This window comes from Ensifer sp. VA4 (genome assembly GCF_055710065.1).
The window spans coordinates 208,231-224,892 of sequence record NZ_JBVQPO010000003.1 but is presented as its reverse complement, the minus strand read 5'-3'; the positions used below and the strand labels follow the sequence as shown (position 1 = coordinate 224,892).

Annotated in this window: 13 protein-coding genes; 8 read left to right on the top strand and 5 right to left on the bottom strand. The window is 63.0% G+C overall.

The window, feature by feature from the left end; translation table 11 throughout:
• Positions 1-6 precede the first annotated feature (6 nt).
• The 3 genes from AC0C6X_RS06225 (at position 7) to AC0C6X_RS06215 (ending at position 3,175) form a co-directional block, all read left to right on the top strand.
• The gene (locus tag AC0C6X_RS06225; RefSeq protein ID WP_247959621.1) at positions 7-834 is read left to right on the top strand and encodes a transporter substrate-binding domain-containing protein; all 828 of its coding nucleotides are present in this window, start codon (positions 7-9) and stop codon (positions 832-834) included.
• Between the two features lie 71 nt (positions 835-905).
• A complete protein-coding gene (locus AC0C6X_RS06220; RefSeq protein ID WP_472952243.1) occupies positions 906-2,186 on the top strand; it encodes an NAD(P)/FAD-dependent oxidoreductase in 1,281 nt (426 codons plus the stop codon).
• Between the two features lie 17 nt (positions 2,187-2,203).
• Positions 2,204-3,175, top strand: coding sequence for an amino acid ABC transporter permease (locus AC0C6X_RS06215; RefSeq protein ID WP_472952242.1), 972 nt, complete (start codon positions 2,204-2,206; stop codon positions 3,173-3,175).
• 98 nt (positions 3,176-3,273) lie between these two features.
• On the opposite strand, the gene AC0C6X_RS06210 is transcribed toward AC0C6X_RS06215, so the two are convergent.
• Entirely contained in the window at positions 3,274-4,086 is an 813-nt protein-coding gene (locus AC0C6X_RS06210; protein ID WP_247959623.1) for a PfkB family carbohydrate kinase, read from the bottom strand.
• Positions 4,087-4,272: 186 nt separating this feature from the next.
• Complete coding sequence (locus tag AC0C6X_RS06205; protein WP_247959624.1) at positions 4,273-5,286, bottom strand: SIS domain-containing protein; 1,014 nt, start codon at positions 5,284-5,286, stop codon at positions 4,273-4,275.
• Positions 5,287-5,536: 250 nt separating this feature from the next.
• On the opposite strand from AC0C6X_RS06205, the gene AC0C6X_RS06200 reads away from it, so the two are divergent.
• On the top strand, positions 5,537-6,268 hold the full coding sequence (locus AC0C6X_RS06200; RefSeq protein WP_173518588.1) for a GntR family transcriptional regulator: 732 nt from the start codon (positions 5,537-5,539) through the stop codon (positions 6,266-6,268).
• Here the strand turns inward: AC0C6X_RS06200 and AC0C6X_RS06195 are convergent.
• Both AC0C6X_RS06195 and AC0C6X_RS06190 read right to left on the bottom strand, forming a co-directional pair.
• Complete coding sequence (locus AC0C6X_RS06195) at positions 6,226-7,455, bottom strand: NAD(P)/FAD-dependent oxidoreductase (RefSeq protein WP_472952241.1); 1,230 nt, start codon at positions 7,453-7,455, stop codon at positions 6,226-6,228. The genes AC0C6X_RS06200 and AC0C6X_RS06195 overlap by 43 nt on opposite strands.
• A gap of 95 nt (positions 7,456-7,550) precedes the next feature.
• Positions 7,551-8,504, bottom strand: a complete 954-nt coding sequence (locus AC0C6X_RS06190) for a LysR family transcriptional regulator (RefSeq protein ID WP_472952240.1) — start codon at positions 8,502-8,504, stop codon at positions 7,551-7,553.
• A gap of 233 nt (positions 8,505-8,737) precedes the next feature.
• On the opposite strand from AC0C6X_RS06190, the gene AC0C6X_RS06185 reads away from it, so the two are divergent.
• Together AC0C6X_RS06185 and AC0C6X_RS06180 are read left to right on the top strand one after the other, a co-directional pair.
• On the top strand, positions 8,738-9,925 hold the full coding sequence (locus AC0C6X_RS06185; RefSeq protein WP_247959627.1) for an acyl-CoA dehydrogenase: 1,188 nt from the start codon (positions 8,738-8,740) through the stop codon (positions 9,923-9,925).
• Positions 9,926-9,936: 11 nt separating this feature from the next.
• A complete protein-coding gene (locus tag AC0C6X_RS06180; RefSeq protein WP_173518584.1) occupies positions 9,937-11,121 on the top strand; it encodes a CaiB/BaiF CoA transferase family protein in 1,185 nt (394 codons plus the stop codon).
• 94 nt (positions 11,122-11,215) lie between these two features.
• Here the strand turns inward: AC0C6X_RS06180 and htpG are convergent, their stop codons facing one another.
• Positions 11,216-13,105 (bottom strand): molecular chaperone HtpG, encoded by a 1,890-nt coding sequence (gene htpG, locus AC0C6X_RS06175; RefSeq protein WP_247959629.1) that lies wholly within the window; start codon positions 13,103-13,105, stop codon positions 11,216-11,218.
• Between the two features lie 363 nt (positions 13,106-13,468).
• Between htpG and AC0C6X_RS06170 the strand changes: the two genes are divergently transcribed.
• Together AC0C6X_RS06170 and AC0C6X_RS06165 are read left to right on the top strand one after the other, a co-directional pair.
• Positions 13,469-15,685, top strand: a complete 2,217-nt coding sequence (locus tag AC0C6X_RS06170; protein ID WP_173518582.1) for a DUF3141 domain-containing protein — start codon at positions 13,469-13,471, stop codon at positions 15,683-15,685.
• 19 nt (positions 15,686-15,704) lie between these two features.
• Positions 15,705-16,661, top strand: coding sequence for a phosphate acetyltransferase (locus AC0C6X_RS06165; protein WP_173518581.1), 957 nt, complete (start codon positions 15,705-15,707; stop codon positions 16,659-16,661).
• Position 16,662: the final 1 nt, after the last annotated feature.

The following is a 16,662-nucleotide window of genomic DNA, read 5'->3' as shown; positions in this document are numbered from 1 at the left end:
GATCGCGTGAGGAAACTGGTTCTAAAGCTCGCCGTCGGCGCTGCCGCGCTGGCGCTTGCCACAGCCGCACAGGCAGGCGAGACGCTCGACCGGGTCATGAGCAAGAAGGCCATGGTGGTTGCCACCAACAGCGGGTGGCCGCCGCAGAGCTATCTCGACGACAGCAACCAGCTGGTGGGCTTCGACATCGACGTCTCCCGGGAGATCGGCAAGCGCCTCGGCGTCGAGGTCAGCTTCGAGACGCCGGACTGGGCCACGTTGACCGGCGGCCGCTGGCAGGGGCGTTATGACGTCGGCGTCGGCTCCGTCACCCCCACCAAGGCACGCGCCCAGGTCATCGATTTTGCCGGCATCTACTACTACAGCCCCTATGTCTACGTGCTGCACAAGGACAGCGAGGCGAAGTCGATCGCCGATCTGAACGGCAAGGTCGTCGGCGTTGAAACCGCCACCACATCGGAAGACTTCATTCGCCGGCAGTTGGAAATCGATGCTCCGGGGCTGCCGCCGATCGAATACAAGCTGGAACCGGGCGAGATCCGCACCTTCGCCGACTCCATGCTTCCCTTTGACGACCTGCGCCTCGGCAATGGCGTGCGCCTCGATGCTGTCATCGCGCCGGAACAGACCGCACTGAATGCGATCAAGAACGGGTATCCGCTCAAGGTGCTTGAAGGCGAATACGCGTTCAAGGAGCCGCTCGTCGTGATCGCGGAAAAGACCGATCCGGAGTGGACGAAAAAGATCGGCGACGTCATCGCGGAGATGAAGAAGGACGGCACGCTCGCGAGCTTTACCACCAAATGGTACGGCAAGGACTACAGCGCCGATTGACCTCGACACGTCTGCGAGGCGGCAGCCGTGCCGCCCGCAACCCTTAATCGCTGTCTGCGGGGCGAGAGAAAATGTCCTATCCGGATACCTATTACAAAAAGACGATGGTCGATCGTCAGGTCAGACCAGTCCTTTCGGAAACGATCGAATGTGACACGGTCGTCGTCGGAGGCGGGCTTGCCGGTCTGACAACGGCGCTTCAGCTTGCACGCGCCGGACAATCGGTCGTCGTGCTCGAAGCCGAAAGCGTCGGCTTCGGGGCTTCCGGTCGAAATGGCGGCTTTGTCAGCCCCGGATTTGCGACTGGTGGCGAGAATATCGCGCGGATGGCCGGTGCAGAAGGTGCACGGCAGATCCATCGGCTGTCGATCGAAGGCGTCGATTTCGTTCGCGATACGATTGCGGCACTGAAGATCGATAGCGCCCATGCGCAGCCCGGCATCACCAGCGTGCTGCGCTACGACGACGGTGGCAGCTTGAAGGCACATGCCGACGCGACGCGCCAAGACTACGGATACGAACTGGAATATTTCGACACCGAGCGCGTGCGCTCCGTATTGAAGTCGAAACGCTATTTTCAGGGTCTGCGCGATCCCCGAGCCTTCCACATGCACCCGCTCAACTACCTTCGCGCCGTTGCGGAGGAGATCGAGCGGCTGGGTGGGCGGATCTATGAGGGCTCGGCGGCAACGGCAAGCATGCTCGACGGTGCAGAAAAGACGGTGTCGACGGCCCGTGGTCGCGTCAAGGCACGCCAGGTCGTCTTCACGACCGGTGGCTACACCGGGCCGCTCAACGGCCGGCTGAAGCGCGCCTTCCTGCCGATCGCAACCTACGTGATGCTGAGCGAGGCGGCGCCGGATCTGATCCGCTCGGCCATCGCCACCAGCGACGCGATCGGCGACAACCGCCGCGCCGGCGACTATTACCGGCTGGTGGATGGCGGCAAGCGGCTGCTCTGGGGTGGGCGGATCACCACGCGGGCGGCGTCGCCCGCGGCCCTTGCCGGCGAACTGCGGCGCGAGATGACCGGCACCTATCCGCAGCTCAAGGAACTCAAGACCGAACTCGCCTGGTCGGGGCTGATGTCCTACGCCCGCCACCTGATGCCCCAGATCGGCGAGATGCGGCCGGGAGTCTGGCATTGCACCGCCTTTGGCGGCCACGGGCTCAACACGACGGCGATCGGCGGCAAGCTGGTGGCCGAAGGCATTCTCGGCCAGTCCGACCGCTACAAGCTTTTCCGGCCGTTCGGTCTGGTCTGGGCCGGTGGTTATGCCGGGCTGGCGGTGGCGCAACTCACCTACTGGAAACTGCAGGCACAGGACTGGTGGCGCGAGCGCGCGGCCTGAACGCCGGAGATTTTGAGATGATTGGTCGTCTGATACTGACTTATCCGGATGTCGCGCGACGGTCCGGCATGTTTCTGATGCTGGCGCTCGTCACGCTGGCGATCTACGGGCTCGGCATCAGCCCTGCCTGGATCGGCCATCTGCTGCCGACCTCGGCCGGCTGGCTGGAAGCCAACCCGGCGCTCGGCCGGCTGACGAGTGCCTTGATGGTCGCCCTGATCGCGGCGGCGAACTGGAAGGCCTTGCGGCAATTGCCGCAAGGCGGACAGGTGATCGGCGTCTGGGTCGAACTCTTCGTGCTGTTGATGCTGTTCTTCTATTCGTTCGATCTGTCCTTCGCCTTCATCGCCAAGAAGATCGGCTACCTGGTCTCGCAAGGCGTCGTCACGACGCTCTACATCTCGGTGCTCTCGATCGCGATCGCCACGCTGATTGCGCTCGTCGGCGCCATTGCCAAGCTGTCGAAGAACGGCGTGGTCTATGGGCTGGCCACGTTCTACACCTCGCTGTTCCGCGGCCTGCCGTTGTTGATGCAGATCTACATCATCTATCTCGGCCTGCCGCAGGTCGGCTACGTCATCGGTGCGGTGCCGGCGGGCATCCTGGCGCTGTCGCTGTGCTATGGCGCCTATATGACCGAGATCTTCCGCGCCGGCATCGAGAGCATTCCGCGCGGCCAGACGGAAGGCGCGACCGCGCTTGGCCTCAGCCCGAGCCAGACGATGGCGCTGGTGATCATGCCGCAGGCGATGCGGGTCATCATCCCGCCGACCGGCAACCAGTTCATCGCCATGCTGAAGGACTCCTCGCTCGTTTCCGTCGTCGGAGTCTGGGAGATCATGTATCTCGCCCGCACCCAGGGCCAGACCGAGTTCCGCCACATCGAGATGCTGATCACCGCCTCGATGATCTACTGGATCCTCTCGATCGGCCTCGAATACCTGCAGTCGCGTGTCGAAGCCCGCTTCGGGCGCTTCGATGTGCGCTGAGTACAGAGCGCGCTAATTCCTTGCGGTGAAAAGATTGAAGGCGCCCGCCATATACCCGGCCCGGTGTTGAACCGGGCCGGGTAGGGGGGCGAATTGCGTCAAAGCGGGTGCGGTTGCTGCGGAAACCCGCCGACATGGGTGCAGGTGCGCGCAGCAAGGTCGCGCCCGGCCTCCAGCCGTTCGATGAGCGGGCGGCCTTCGAGATGAGCGAGAATGAACCCGGCGATAAAGCTGTCGCCTGCGCCTGTGGTATCGACGACATCCACCGGACGGCTGCCGGTCGATACCAGTTCGGCGCCGTCGCTTGCGAGCGACCCCAGGGCGCCTCGCGTGACGACGGCCAACTCCGCACTGCGAGAGAGGAAATCTCCGGCCAATCGTTCCGCGTCTTTATCGCCGTCGCCGCCTGACCCAAAGGCGATGCTGAGCCCCTCTACGCCAAGGTCGGCAGGGGCGGCATTGACGGAGACGTCTTGCGAGACACTGACGCCGGCGGCGGCAAGGCTCTTGCGCAGCGCGCCACCGTCGTCGAGCCAGCCGATATGCACGTGATCCATGGTCTTCAGGAGGGCGAGGTCGTCTGCCTCGGGTCGGTAACCGGCGCAGGCGCCGAAATCCTCATAAAGGAAGACGCGGTCGCCCTCCGGCGTGATGCCGATGTCGGTATAGGCGGTGTGGACGTCGCGCTCCTTGAGGCCGTCGAGCCGCACGCCGTTCTGCTTAAGAAGCTGCCGCACTTGCGCGCCGTTGCGATCAAGGCCGACGGCGCCGAAGTAGAATGACTGCTGCCCAAGAAGCGCCCACTGCACCGCGACATTGATCGCGTTGCCGCCGACATAGGTTTCGCCCACCGGCGCCTGGAAACGGTCGATGCAATTGTCGCCGACGGCGGCAAGGCGGAAGGTGGTCATGGCGTCTCCTGGCAGCCGCATGGAAAGGTCGCGAACGCGTTCTCGCATCCGCGACCGCTCTGCATGTCTCCTTAAATCGACCCCGATTTGAGGACGAAGACATGCAGCAAATCAAAGTCCTACAGCGACCTTTGCGCGTCTGCTAAGACGCGCGGCGCTGTAGGCGAACGATTACGTCTCGAATGCTCAGTAGGCAACGCGTTTGTAGTAGCGCCGCGTCGTCAGAGGGTGATTGCGCATCACCTCCAGATGAGCGCTGATGCGCTCGAGCACGGTTGCAAGCACGATCGGTGAGACGAGACCACGCACGTCGGGAGAAAGCCCGGGGAGGGTAAACTCCGCGGTGTCGAGGACGGTCAGCTTGCTTGTGTAGTTCGGCACGAAGTTCTGAACGCGCTCGGCAAGGGGACGCATCGCATCTTCGCCCTTGAACAGGATGACGCTGACGTCCTGTTCAACCAGTTCGAGCGTACCATGGAAGAAGTCGGAAGCATGCACCGGACGGGTACGGATCCATTGCATCTCCTCGAGAATGCACATGCCGTAGTAGAAGGCCTCCGGCCACGCGTTACCGGCGCCGGTGATGATGTGATAGTTCGAACCGGCAAGAACCTTCGCGAATTCCTCCGCCCTGGCTTCGAAGCCGCGCTTCACCTTCTGCAGCGATTGCGGCAGGGTTTCGAGTTCGCTCGCGATCCGCTCGTAACCTTCGAGTTCCCCGCGGTGGCGGATGATCGAAAGTGCGATGAAGAGCGATTGCAGATAGAAGGATTCGCAGGAGGTGTCGTCTTCGGCGAAGTTGACGAAAACGTGGTCGCCGCCTTGGCCGAGCGGTGTGTCCCGATGCCCGACGAGCGTCAAGACGGTCGCGCCAACCGCCTTTGCCTTCTCGAGCATCGCCACGCTTTCTTTCGTCGTTCCGGACAGGGAGGGAATGACGACGATGGACCTGGAATTCAGGTTCGCCGATCCGGAAAGGACGAGTTCTGCCGGCAGGTCGATAAAGGTGGGAAAGCGGGACCGGCGTTGAAGGAGCTGGGCGGCCGGCTGCATCAGGATGGCGGCGCCGCCGGTTCCCGTGAAGAAGATGTTCTCCGCTCCGGCGGCGAGACAGGCCGCGATCGTGGCGTCTAGTTGTTGGCGCAGCGCGACCGCGCCCGACTGGATGCGAAGAAATCTGTGTTCGTCAAAGTTCAGCATGACACGTTTTCCCGGTGGTTGCCTCGGCCGACGGTCTTGGTGTCCGCCGTTCTCTTCACTGTTGTAAGACAACTGACAACAATGCGAGGCGGTGTCAAGGGAGATGTCTCCGGCGATATCTCGCCGGCACCGCTGCACATCGTGATGGGCGCGGAGAAGCGTCGATAACCCGGGCGAACTGGGCGCACTTGACCTTCCAGGATTTGTCAGACAAGAACGTGCTTGTGATTGTTCAGCGGAGTGAGAGGAATTGGACGAACCCCTTCGTGATACGCGCACACTGGTGATTCAGCTTCGCGACCGCATCGCGGATCTGATTCGCGACGAAGGGCTCAATCCCGGCGACAAATTGCCGACCGAGGCGCAGTTGACACAGCGCTTCAAGATCTCGCGTCCGGCGCTGCGCGAAGCGCTGAAGCTGCTCGAGCAGGACAGCATCATCTATGTCGAGCACGGGCGGGGACGCTTCGTCTCGGCCATGTCCGCCGTCAGGGTCGATCGCCCGATCACCGTCTTTGAAAGCGTCACTGACATGGCCCGGCACTATGGCTACGCCACGGCCAACAAGGTTCTCTCCGTAGCGGAAGAAACACCTGATGCGATCACGGCGGAGCAATTGCGGCTCCAGCCGGGCGAGCGGGTGATCCGCCTCGAACGGCTGCGGCTGCACAAGGACGAGCCGATCCTCTATTGCGTCGACTTCATCCCGCGCAGCATCATCCCGTTGCGCCTCTATGATGTCGATTGGACCGGCTCACTGCTCGATCTTTTGGATCAGCACAGGAGCAGGCCCAGGATGTCGGCTGCGATCGTCTCTGCCGTCATGCTTCCCGATGATGTGGTGGAGCGCAACGATTTGCGCGACTTCGGGCCGGCGCTGCTGATCCGCGAGACCTGTTTCAATGCGGCAGGCTTGCCGGTGGTCTACGCGCTCGACTATCACCGCGGCAGCCATTTTTCCTTCAGCCTGGCGCGCAAGTGATCCGGCCGGCCGTCGCCGGTTGCTGGCGATCGGCTCGTGACCGACGACGAACCGATCCCGTACTTCTCGAAGCGTGCCGGGCTGAATTTCGATGGGTCGAGGCCGACGGCGTCAAAGCCTTCCGGCGCCGTGGCGCCGATGACGAGGTTCGCGGCAAGGGCGCCAAGCGCGGGCGAGGTCAAGATGCCATAGCCGCCCTGACCGGCGAGCCAGAAGAAATCCGGTCGGTCGAGGGCAAAACCGATGACCGGTAGTTTGTCGGGTGAGAAGCTGCGCATGCCGGCCCAGCTCTTGAAGATGCGGCGAACCGGGACGGTCGTTGCCTCTTCGATATAATGCGCCGCCCAGGCGACATCGATTTCCTCGGGCTGGACGTCGGCCGGCTCGCAAGGGGTGGCGTCGGCCGGCGAGGCGAGCAGTCGCCCACCCTCGGGCTTCATGTAGAAGTCTTCATCGATCTCGTTGATTTCCGGCAAGGTGAGCGCGTCGATCCCTTCGGGAAGATCGACGGTGATCGCCGTGCGGCGATGTGGGACGATGCCGACGGGGGCAACGCCGAACAGGTCGGCAACCGGATCAGCCCAGCCGCCGGCGGCGTTGACGATCGTCTGTGCGCTGACATCACCAGCACTCGTCATCAGCACCCAGCGGTCGCCATCGCGGCGCGGTGCCAGCACGTCCGAGCGCTCGATGATCGCCGCACCATGGCGGCGCGCGCCCCGGACATAGCCTTGCACGAGGTTTTCCACCTCGATGTCCCAGAAATGCGGATCGTAGTAGGCGGCGGCAACATAGTCCGGCCGAAGGATTGGCACGCGCGCGATCACCTCGTCGACGGTCAGCCTCTGGATTTCAGGATTGGCGCGGTGTTCCGCCCGGAGGACCTCCTCGAAGCGGTCAACCTTCTCGGCATTGGCGATCATGACGCCGCCGCGCTGCTTGAGCAGCGCCACCTCTGAGAATCCTTCGGGCGGATTGTCGAAAAAGGACTTGGATATGGTCGCGAGCGCACAAACGTCGGGCGCGTTGTAGCGCAGCACGAACTCTGCTGCCGAGCGTCCGGTGCTGTGGTAGCCGAGCCCTTCCTCCCGCTCGATCACCACGACGGAGCGATGTGGCGCCAGGAAATAGGCGAGCGACAGTCCGGCGATGCCGCCGCCAATGATTGCCACATCGTATTCGCGCATGTCCCGCCTCCGTTGGTTGTGGGCGAGACCATAGGCAAGCTGCCATCTGCGTTCAAATTTATAACCGGAAAGGTGGCTATCAATTCTGATGATAGTCAGACGATCTCATCGACGCAGTGGTCGAGTGGCTCCGTGTCGGCGACATGGGCCAGAAACGCGGCTTCAGCCGGATTGAGGATCGCGTTGGGGTTGGAGATGCGGAAGACGTCGGTCGTCGGCAGGTCTGTGTAGGGCGGCAACTGCCAAAGTTGGCCCTCCGCCGCGGCCGGCGCCGCCAGGTGATCGGGCAACATGCCGATGCCGACATTGGAGGCGATCAGCCGCATGACCTCTTCGACGTTGCAGGAAACGGCGCGGACCTGCTGACCGAAGGAGCCGATTGCGCGCACCGCCGTCACCGAGTTCATGTGCTGGCCGCCCAGCACGTCGGCGATGAAGGCGATATAGGGATTGCCCCTGAGGTCGTTGAAGTCGATGCCGTCGACGCCGAACAGCGGATGACTTCGCCCGCAATAGAGGGCATAGCGCTCGCGCACGTGGAAGCGCTTGTTGAGCCAGTCGGGTATGTTGCCGTCGCAAAGGCCCATCGTCGCAACGTTGCGCTCGACCGCGCTCAGTACGTCGACAGTCGTCGCGATGGTGACCGACAGCGTCACTTTCGGGTGCAGCCGAAAGAAGCTTTCGAGCTTGCGGTCCCAGGCAGGATTGTGGGCGTGACTGACGGAATGGATGTTGAGGTGGCCGGTGATTTCCTCGCCGGCGGTTTCCAGAACGTTCGGCAGGCGTATGACGGCGGCGAAGATGTCGCGGCATTGAGCGTGCAGACGGGCGCCGGCGTCCGTCAGGTTGAAGCGCCCGGGACGCCGGTCGATGAGTTTCTGGCCAACCGTTTGCTCCAATCGTTTCAGCGCCATGCTGACGGCCGGCTGCTGCAGAAGCAGCCGGTTTGCCGCTGCGGTAATGCTGCCTTCCTCGACAAGCACGACGAAGGTGCGCAGCAGATTCCAGTCGAGATTGTGGGCGAAGCGTTCGAGGCGGTCGTTGGCCATGGTCGTGGCTTGCTTTTGGTCTCTTGCGTTGACTGGGCCGCTCGGCAGCGAGAATTGGCGGCCCGAAGGACTTCAGCTCTTGTCGTCATATTTTAGCGATTTTGCAACACGGGGGTGTTCCGGGTCGGAGGAGGGGCCATTCCCTGGGCGCATGAGGCGGTGCCTCAATTTCGTTTGAAACGGCCTGCACCCCTTGCGATAACATCAGCCGAATAATCCGATGGGAGAGAAACATGGCCGGCAAGACGCAATTTCAATGGGATGATCCGTTCCTCCTCGAAGATCAGTTGACCGAGGACGAGCGTATGATCCGCGACACCGCGCGGGCCTATGCGCAGGACCGGCTGCAGCCGCGCATCATCGACGCCTACCGCGAAGAATCGACCGACCCGGAGATCTTCCGCGAAATGGGCGAACTCGGCCTGCTCGGCGTCACCGTCTCCGACACCTATGGCGGCGTCGGCGCTTCCTACGTCGCCTACGGCCTCGTTGCACGCGAAGTCGAGCGCGTCGACAGCGGCTACCGCTCGATGATGAGCGTACAATCTTCGCTGGTGATCTATCCGATCTATGCCTACGGCTCCGAAGAGCAGAAGCAAAAGTATCTGCCGAAGTTGATCAGCGGCGAGTGGATCGGCTGTTTCGGCCTGACCGAGCCGGATGCCGGTTCGGATCCGGCCGGTATGAAGACCCGCGCCATCAAGACGGAGAGCGGCTACCGCCTCGTCGGCTCGAAGATGTGGATCTCCAACGCGCCGCTCGCCGATGTCTTCGTCGTCTGGGCGAAGTCGGAAACCCATGGGGGTGCCATCCGCGGCTTCGTGCTCGAAAAGGGCATGAAGGGCCTTTCCGCCCCGAAGATCGCGGGCAAGCTGTCGCTGCGCGCGTCGATCACCGGCGAAATCGTCATGGACAATGTCGAAGTCGGCGAAGAGGCGCTGCTGCCGAATGTGGAAGGCCTCAAGGGTCCGTTCGGCTGCCTCAACCGCGCGCGCTACGGCATTTCCTGGGGCGCGCTCGGCGCCGCTGAGTTCTGCTGGCACGCCGCGCGCCAGTACGGCCTCGACCGCAAGCAGTTCAACCGTCCGCTCGCACAGACGCAGCTCTTCCAGAAGAAACTCGCCGACATGCAGACGGAGATCACACTCGGCCTGCAGGGATCACTCCGCGTCGGTCGGCTGATGGACGAAGGCCGCATGGCCCCGGAGATGATCTCGATCGTCAAGCGCAACAACTGCGGCAAGGCGCTCGATATCGCCCGCATGGCGCGCGACATGCACGGCGGCAACGGCATCTCCGAGGAATACCAGGTCATGCGCCATATGGTGAACCTCGAGACCGTCAACACCTACGAGGGTACGCATGACGTTCATGCGTTGATCCTCGGCCGCGCCCAGACCGGCCTCCAGGCCTTCTTCTGAGCGGCACGATCATGGAAGCGCCGCTGAAAGGCATTCGTGTCCTGGAACTCGCCCGCATCCTCGCGGGCCCCTGGATCGGTCAGACGCTGGCCGATCTCGGTGCCGACGTCATCAAGGTTGAAAGCCCGGCAGGTGACGACACCCGCACCTGGGGCCCGCCCTTCGTCGCGGGCGAGGATGGCGAGAAGCTCGACGCCGCCTACTTTCATGCCTGCAACCGCGGCAAGCGCTCCGTGGTGCTCGACTTCACGACGGAGGAGGGGCAGGAGGCGGTGCGCCGGCTGGCGGCGCAGTCGGATGTTCTGCTGGAAAACTTCAAGGTCGGCGGGCTCACCAAATATGGCCTCGATTATGAGAGCCTGAAGAAGATCAATCCACGGCTGATCTATTGCTCGGTCACCGGCTTCGGCCAGGATGGTCCCTATGCCCATCGTGCCGGCTACGACTATATCGTCCAGGGTATGAGCGGCATCATGGACCTGACCGGCGAACCGGATCGCGAGCCGCAGAAGATCGGCGTCGCCTTCGCCGATATCTTCACCGGCCTCTACGGCGTGATTGCCGTCCAGGCGGCCCTAGCCCAGCGCGAACGCACCGGCGAAGGGCAGCAGATCGACATGGCACTGCTCGACTGCATGACCGGCGTGCTCGCCAACCAGGCGCTGAACTTCCTGGTTTCCGGCAAGGCGCCGCGCCGGCTCGGCAATGCGCACCCGAACATAGCGCCTTATCAGGTCTTCCCGACCTCCGACGGCCACCTGATCGTCGCTGTCGGCAATGACCGGCAGTTCGTGAAGTTCTGCGCATTGCTCGGGCGTTCCGACCTCGCGGCCGACGAACGTTACCTGACCAATGCGCTCAGGGTGCAGAACCGGGAGACGCTGACCCCGGAGTTGGCCGCGGAGACCGCAAAGATCGAACGCGACGCGCTGTTGAAGATGCTGGAAGATGCCGGCGTGCCCGGCGGGCCGATCAACACGGTCGCCGACGTCTTTGCCGATCCGCAGATCGCGCATCGGCAGATGCGAGTGGATACGCCGCATTCGGGCGCTGCTGCCGGTACATCACCGGGTGTCAGGACTCCGATCCGCTTTTCCGGTGCCGAACTTGCGCTTGACCGCGGCGTGCCGCGGCTAGGAGAACACACCGACGAGGTGCTGGCGGAAATCGGGATGCAAGTCGCGAAGGCGAACTAGCGCTACGTAAGGCGGCAAAGGCGCAAGTTAAGGCGCTGCTGAAGGAAACGGCAAGAAGCCCCGGAAATCACGGAGATTTCCGGGGATCTTTGTTTTAGGCTTTGAGTGCGCGATCGAAGACGCGCGATAGCCGTTCGGCGAAGGCGCGCGGATCCTGCGGCTTGTCGCCGTCGAGCACGCGCGCCTGGTCGAGCAGGAGTTGAACCGCGTCCGTCCGAAACGCGGTATCGCCGGCGGGGCTGGCGGCCATTGCGGTGATCAGCGCATGGTTCGGATTGACTTCGAGGATCGGCTTGGCCGCGTCTTCGAGACGGCCGGCGCCCTGAAGCATCTTTTCGAGCTGGCGATCGGGACCGTGCTCCGGCGCGACCAGGCAGACGGCGCTTTCCGTCAGACGGTCGGACGTGCGGACGTCGGAGACGGCCGCACCGAGCGTTTCCTTGGCGAAGGCGACGAAGTCGATGACCAACTGGCTGGCCTGCGGCGCCTCTTCCTTGCCACCTTCGGGCTTGGCGATATTGCTGAGATCGGCAGCACCTTGGGTGATCGACTTCCAGGGCTTACCCTCGAAGTCGGGGGCGGACGTCACCCAGAAGCTATCGACCGGATCGGTCAAAAGCAGCACTTCTATGCCGCGAGCGCGAAAGCCCTCGAGCTGAGGCGAGGCCTTGAGCTGGCCGAGATTGTCGCCCGTCAGATAATAGATTGCCGACTGGCCTTCCTTCATGTCCTTGACGTAGTCGGCGAGACTGCGCCGGCCCTCGTCCGAGGTGGTGGTCCGGAAGCGTGACAGCGCGACCAGCTGTTCGCGGCGCTCGTAATCCTCGTAGATGCCTTCCTTGAGCACGCTGCCGAAATTTTCCCAGATCTTGTCGAAGGTCTCTGGCTCGCTCTCCGCCAGCTTTTCGATCGCAGTCAGCACGCGGTTGGTGACACCCTTGCGGATGCTTGCGAGCAGCGGGCTTTCCTGGATCATCTCGCGCGAGACGTTCAAGGGCAGATCCGAGGTGTCGACGAGGCCGCGCACGAAGCGCAGGTAGCGCGGCAGCAATTCCGCCTCGTCGGTGATGAAGACGCGCTTGACGTAGAGCTTCATCCTTCCCTTGCGGTCCGGATCGAAGAGGTCGAAGGGCTTCGAGCCGGGCACGAAGGCAAGGGCCGTATATTCATGCCGGCCTTCGGCGCGGAAGTGTACCGTCAGGGCAGGGTCGTCATACTGCCCGGCTACGCCGCGGTAGAAGTCCGCATAGTCTTCCTTGCTGATCTCGCTCTTCTGCTTGGTCCAGAGCGCGGTGCCGTCGCCGACCTGAACGGGTTCCGCGCCGGGCTTTTCCAGAATGGAGATAGGCACCGGCACGTGGCCGGATTGATCCTTGACGATGCGCTCGACCGTCCAGCGCGACGTATAGGTCTTGGCATCCTCCATCAGATGGAGCGTGATGCGCGTGCCGCGCGCCGGAGCATCCGCAAGTTCGGCCGCAGAAACGGTGTAGCTGCCCTTGCCGTCGGAGGACCACATCCAGGCGTGTTCAGAACCTGCGCGGCGCGACACGACGTCGACCTTATCGGCGACCATGAAGGCGGAGTAGAAGCCGACACCGAACTGACCGATAAGCTGTGCGCCTTCCTTGCCCTGCGCGGCCTCGATGCGTTCCATGAAGGCGCGGGTACCCGAGCGAGCGATCGTGCCGAGTGCCTCGACGAGCTCATCGCGGCTCATGCCGATACCATTGTCTTCGACGACAAGGCGGCTGTTCGCTTCATCGAGCGTCAGGGTGATGCGCGGGGTCGGATCGCCGGAAAGCAGCTCGGGCGAGACGATCGCTTCATAGCGCAGTTTCTCGCAGGCATCCGCGGCGTTCGAAATCAGTTCGCGGAGGAAGACGTTCTTGTCGGAATAGACCGAATGCACCATCAAATGGAGCAGTCGTGCCACATCGGCTTCGAAGACATGTTTCTCTACGGACATTTCGGTTTCGCTCATTGCCTTGGCAACTCCTTGTGGTTTTTGCCCCAATTGGCAAGCTCCGTCCTGAATTTCAAGGGCCGTCTTGCCTGGTGCCGTTTTCTGTATGATGCTGCACTGCGAAGAAACGCCAACGGTTGGCGATGCGTATGCGTCTTCGACGGGTTTAGGGGCGAAGAAATCGCTACGGCGACAAATCGCCGTAATACTCCACTGATATGCTCCTGCGGCCCGGTTAAACGTTCTCGGGTCATCTATGTCGAGTTCATATTGCGGCCATGCCGCCTGTCTCTTTGACTAAGGTCAATGCGAGACCAATTGCGTTGTTCTATTGGCCTTGGCGACGGGGCCGACCTTCAATTGCACCGAGGAGTGGACACCATGCCCAAGCATCCCACGATCCCGACAATACCGACGTTTGCCGATGCCTATTCCTATTCGCTCGATGCTTGGCAGCGCTCGATCCTCTTTCTTGACGTGATGCGGCAGCGCGGTGCGCAATACGAGGAGCACAGGACGCAGACGGCGCCGCACGTGCTGGAGTTCGAGGCCCGGCTCGTTCGCGACGGACGCACGCTCGCACGGCCGGTAAACTATGCGTTGGTCAGCATCGTTCCGCCCGACGGCGTCGTGATCGATCCGTCGAAGCGCCCCTTCGTCGTCGTCGATCCCCGTGCCGGTCATGGCCCGGGAATCGGCGGTTTCAAGGCGGACAGCGAGATCGGCGTGGCGATGAAGGCGGGCCATCCCTGCTATTTCATCGGCTTCCTTCCCGATCCGGTTCCTGGGCAGACGATCGAGGATATCGTTCTTGCCGAAGCCCACTTCCTCGAAACCGTGATCGCTCGCCATCCGGACGCGGATGGAAAGCCCTGTGTGATCGGCAATTGCCAGGCGGGCTGGGCCGTGATGATGGTTGCCGCGTTGAGGCCGGAGCTCTTCGGCCCGATCATCATTGCCGGCGCGCCGCTTTCTTACTGGGCCGGCGTTAAAGGGCAGAACCCGATGCGCTATTCCGGCGGGCTTCTGGGGGGAAGCTGGCTGACGGCACTGACCGGCGATCTCGGCGCCGGTGTCTTCGACGGGGCCTGGCTGGTGCAGAATTTCGAGAACCAGAACCCGGCCAATACGCTCTGGACCAAACAATACAATCTCTATTCGAAGATCGACACGGAGGCCGCCCGCTACCTCGGCTTCGAACGCTGGTGGGGCGGGCACGTGACGCTGAATGCCGAGGAGATGCAGTTCATCGTCGATGAACTCTTCGTCGGCAACAAGCTCGCCGCCGGCGAAATCCGCACGTCGGACGGCACCGCGATAGACCTTCGCAACATCCGTTCGCCAATCGTCGTGTTCTGCTCGAAGGGAGACAACATCACCCCGCCGCAGCAGGCGCTCGGCTGGATCCTCGACCTCTACGACAGCGTCGACGAGATCCGCGCCTACGGCCAGACGATCGTCTATACCGTTCACGAGACAGTCGGGCATCTCGGCATTTTCGTGTCCGCCGGCGTCGCCCGGAAGGAACATGACGAATTTGCCTCCAACATCGATTTCATCGACGTGCTGCCCCCCGGCCTATATGAAGCGGTGCTGACGCCGGCGGGCAATGTCGCGGAGGGCAGGGATCTCGTCTCCGGCGAATGGCTGATGCGCTGCGAGGCGAGAACGCTCGACGATATCCGGGCGCTTGGCGGCAACGACATCGAGGACGAGCGTCGTTTCGCCGCCGCCGCGAAGCTTTCGGAAGTCAATCTGGCGCTCTATCGCACCTATCTGCAGCCGATGGTCAAGGCAGCAGCGACGCCACCCGTCGCCGAGGCGATGCGGAACATGCATCCGTTGCGGCTGCAATATGCGCTGTTCGGGCCGGACAATCCCTTCATGGCCTGGACTTCAGCGCTTGCGGACCTCGTTCGCGAAAACCGCGAACCGGCGGACGCGGGCAACCCGTTCATTGCCTGGCAGGAGGCTCTGTCGCATCAGATCGTGGACGGCCTCGACGCTTGGCGGCGGACGGCCGAGTACCTTTCGGAACAGAGTTTCCACGCCATCTACGGTTCGCCGACCCTGCAGGCCGCACTCGGGATCGACAGGAATTCGGACCAGCCGCCGCGCAAGGCCGAGAAGAGCCTGCTGCATCAAGCGCTCGTCGAGGCGCGGATCGCCGAGCTTAGGGCCAAGTTGGCAGACGGCGCCACATGTGAAGCGCTTGCCCGGGCGTTGATCTTCGTCGGCATGGCGCGTGGCGGTGCGGACGAACGCGGACTTGAGGCCGTTCGCAGGCTTCGCCGTGCGCACCCCTCGGCCAGGCAGTTGACCCTTGCCGAATTCAAGGCGGTGATGCGCGAGCAATACTTCATGCTGCTGATCGACGAGGACGCCGCCCTTGCGGCGCTTCCGAAGTTGCTGCCGGAAGCAGTCGAGCAGCGTCGCGCCGCCTTCACCGCCCTTCGCGAGGTGCTGGAAGCCTCCGGTGCGCTGACAGGTCTCGCAGCCGAGCGGCTGCAACGAGTGGCGTCGCTTTTCCAGTTGGAAAGCGAGCCGCCGGTTGCGATCAATGGCGGCAAACCCGCCCGCACTCGCGCCGCATCCTGATTGAAGAAGGAGTTTCGACGTGTCCGAGGTAGCCGCACTGCCACTTGAGCAGTCCAAATACGATCGCCTGATTGCCGCCGCGCGAGATGAGACGCCAGCGGTCACCATCGTCGTACACCCTTGCGACGAGACCTCGCTGCGTGGGCCGCTTGAAGCCGCCGAAACGGGATTGATCAAACCCGTGCTCGTCGGCCCGGAAGCGAAGATCCGTAGCGTCGCTGCCGAACACCGGCTCGAGCTCGGAAGCTACGAGATCGTCGACGTGCCGCACAGCCATGCGGCGGCGGCAAAGGCGGTGGCGATGATCCGCGAGGGGCGCGGCGAGCTGCTGATGAAGGGAAGCCTGCATACGGACGAGTTGATGCGCGAGGTCGCGGCCTCTGCGACCGGCCTCAGGACCGATCGAAGGATCAGCCACGTCTTCATCATGGACGTGCCGGGCCATGCCGAGACGCTTTTCATCACCGATGCCGCCATCAACATCTTCCCGGACCTCGAAGCCAAACGCGACATCGTGCAGAACGCCATCGACCTCTGGGTGACGATCGGTCTTGGCGAGCCGCGCGTCGCCATTCTTTCGGCCGTCGAGACCGTGACAACGAAGATCCCCTCGACGATCGAGGCGGCTGCGCTCTGCAAGATGGCGGAGCGCGGCCAAATCACCGGCGGCGTTCTCGAGGGCCCGCTTGCCTTCGACAATGCGATCGATCCGGAGGCCGCGAAAATTAAGGGCATAGTTTCCCCTGTTGCCGGGCGAGCGCAGATCCTGGTGGTGCCCGATCTCGAGGCCGGCAACATGCTGGCGAAGAACCTCACCTTCCTGTCCCATGCCGACGCCGCCGGCATCGTGCTTGGCGCGCGGGTGCCGATCGTGCTGACCTCGCGGGCGGACTCGGTGCGGACGCGCCTCGCCTCCTGTGCCGTCGCCTCGCTCTATGCGGCGCGGCGCCGCACGCCAAAAGTCGCGGCGGTGTGAC

Excerpts from the sequence above, each read along its gene's own strand:
- AC0C6X_RS06220 (WP_472952243.1), top strand. The coding sequence starts at position 906 with ATGTCCTATCCGGATACCTATTACAAAAAGACGATGGTCGATCGTCAG.
- AC0C6X_RS06215 (WP_472952242.1), top strand. The coding sequence starts at position 2,204 with ATGATTGGTCGTCTGATACTGACTTATCCGGATGTCGCGCGACGGTCC.
- AC0C6X_RS06210 (WP_247959623.1), bottom strand. The coding sequence starts at position 4,086 with ATGACCACCTTCCGCCTTGCCGCCGTCGGCGACAATTGCATCGACCGT.
- AC0C6X_RS06205 (WP_247959624.1), bottom strand. The coding sequence starts at position 5,286 with ATGCTGAACTTTGACGAACACAGATTTCTTCGCATCCAGTCGGGCGCG.
- AC0C6X_RS06195 (WP_472952241.1), bottom strand. The coding sequence starts at position 7,455 with ATGCGCGAATACGATGTGGCAATCATTGGCGGCGGCATCGCCGGACTG.
- AC0C6X_RS06190 (WP_472952240.1), bottom strand. The coding sequence starts at position 8,504 with ATGGCCAACGACCGCCTCGAACGCTTCGCCCACAATCTCGACTGGAAT.
- AC0C6X_RS06185 (WP_247959627.1), top strand. The coding sequence starts at position 8,738 with ATGGCCGGCAAGACGCAATTTCAATGGGATGATCCGTTCCTCCTCGAA.
- AC0C6X_RS06180 (WP_173518584.1), top strand. The coding sequence starts at position 9,937 with ATGGAAGCGCCGCTGAAAGGCATTCGTGTCCTGGAACTCGCCCGCATC.
- htpG (WP_247959629.1), bottom strand. The coding sequence starts at position 13,105 with ATGAGCGAAACCGAAATGTCCGTAGAGAAACATGTCTTCGAAGCCGAT.
- AC0C6X_RS06170 (WP_173518582.1), top strand. The coding sequence starts at position 13,469 with ATGCCCAAGCATCCCACGATCCCGACAATACCGACGTTTGCCGATGCC.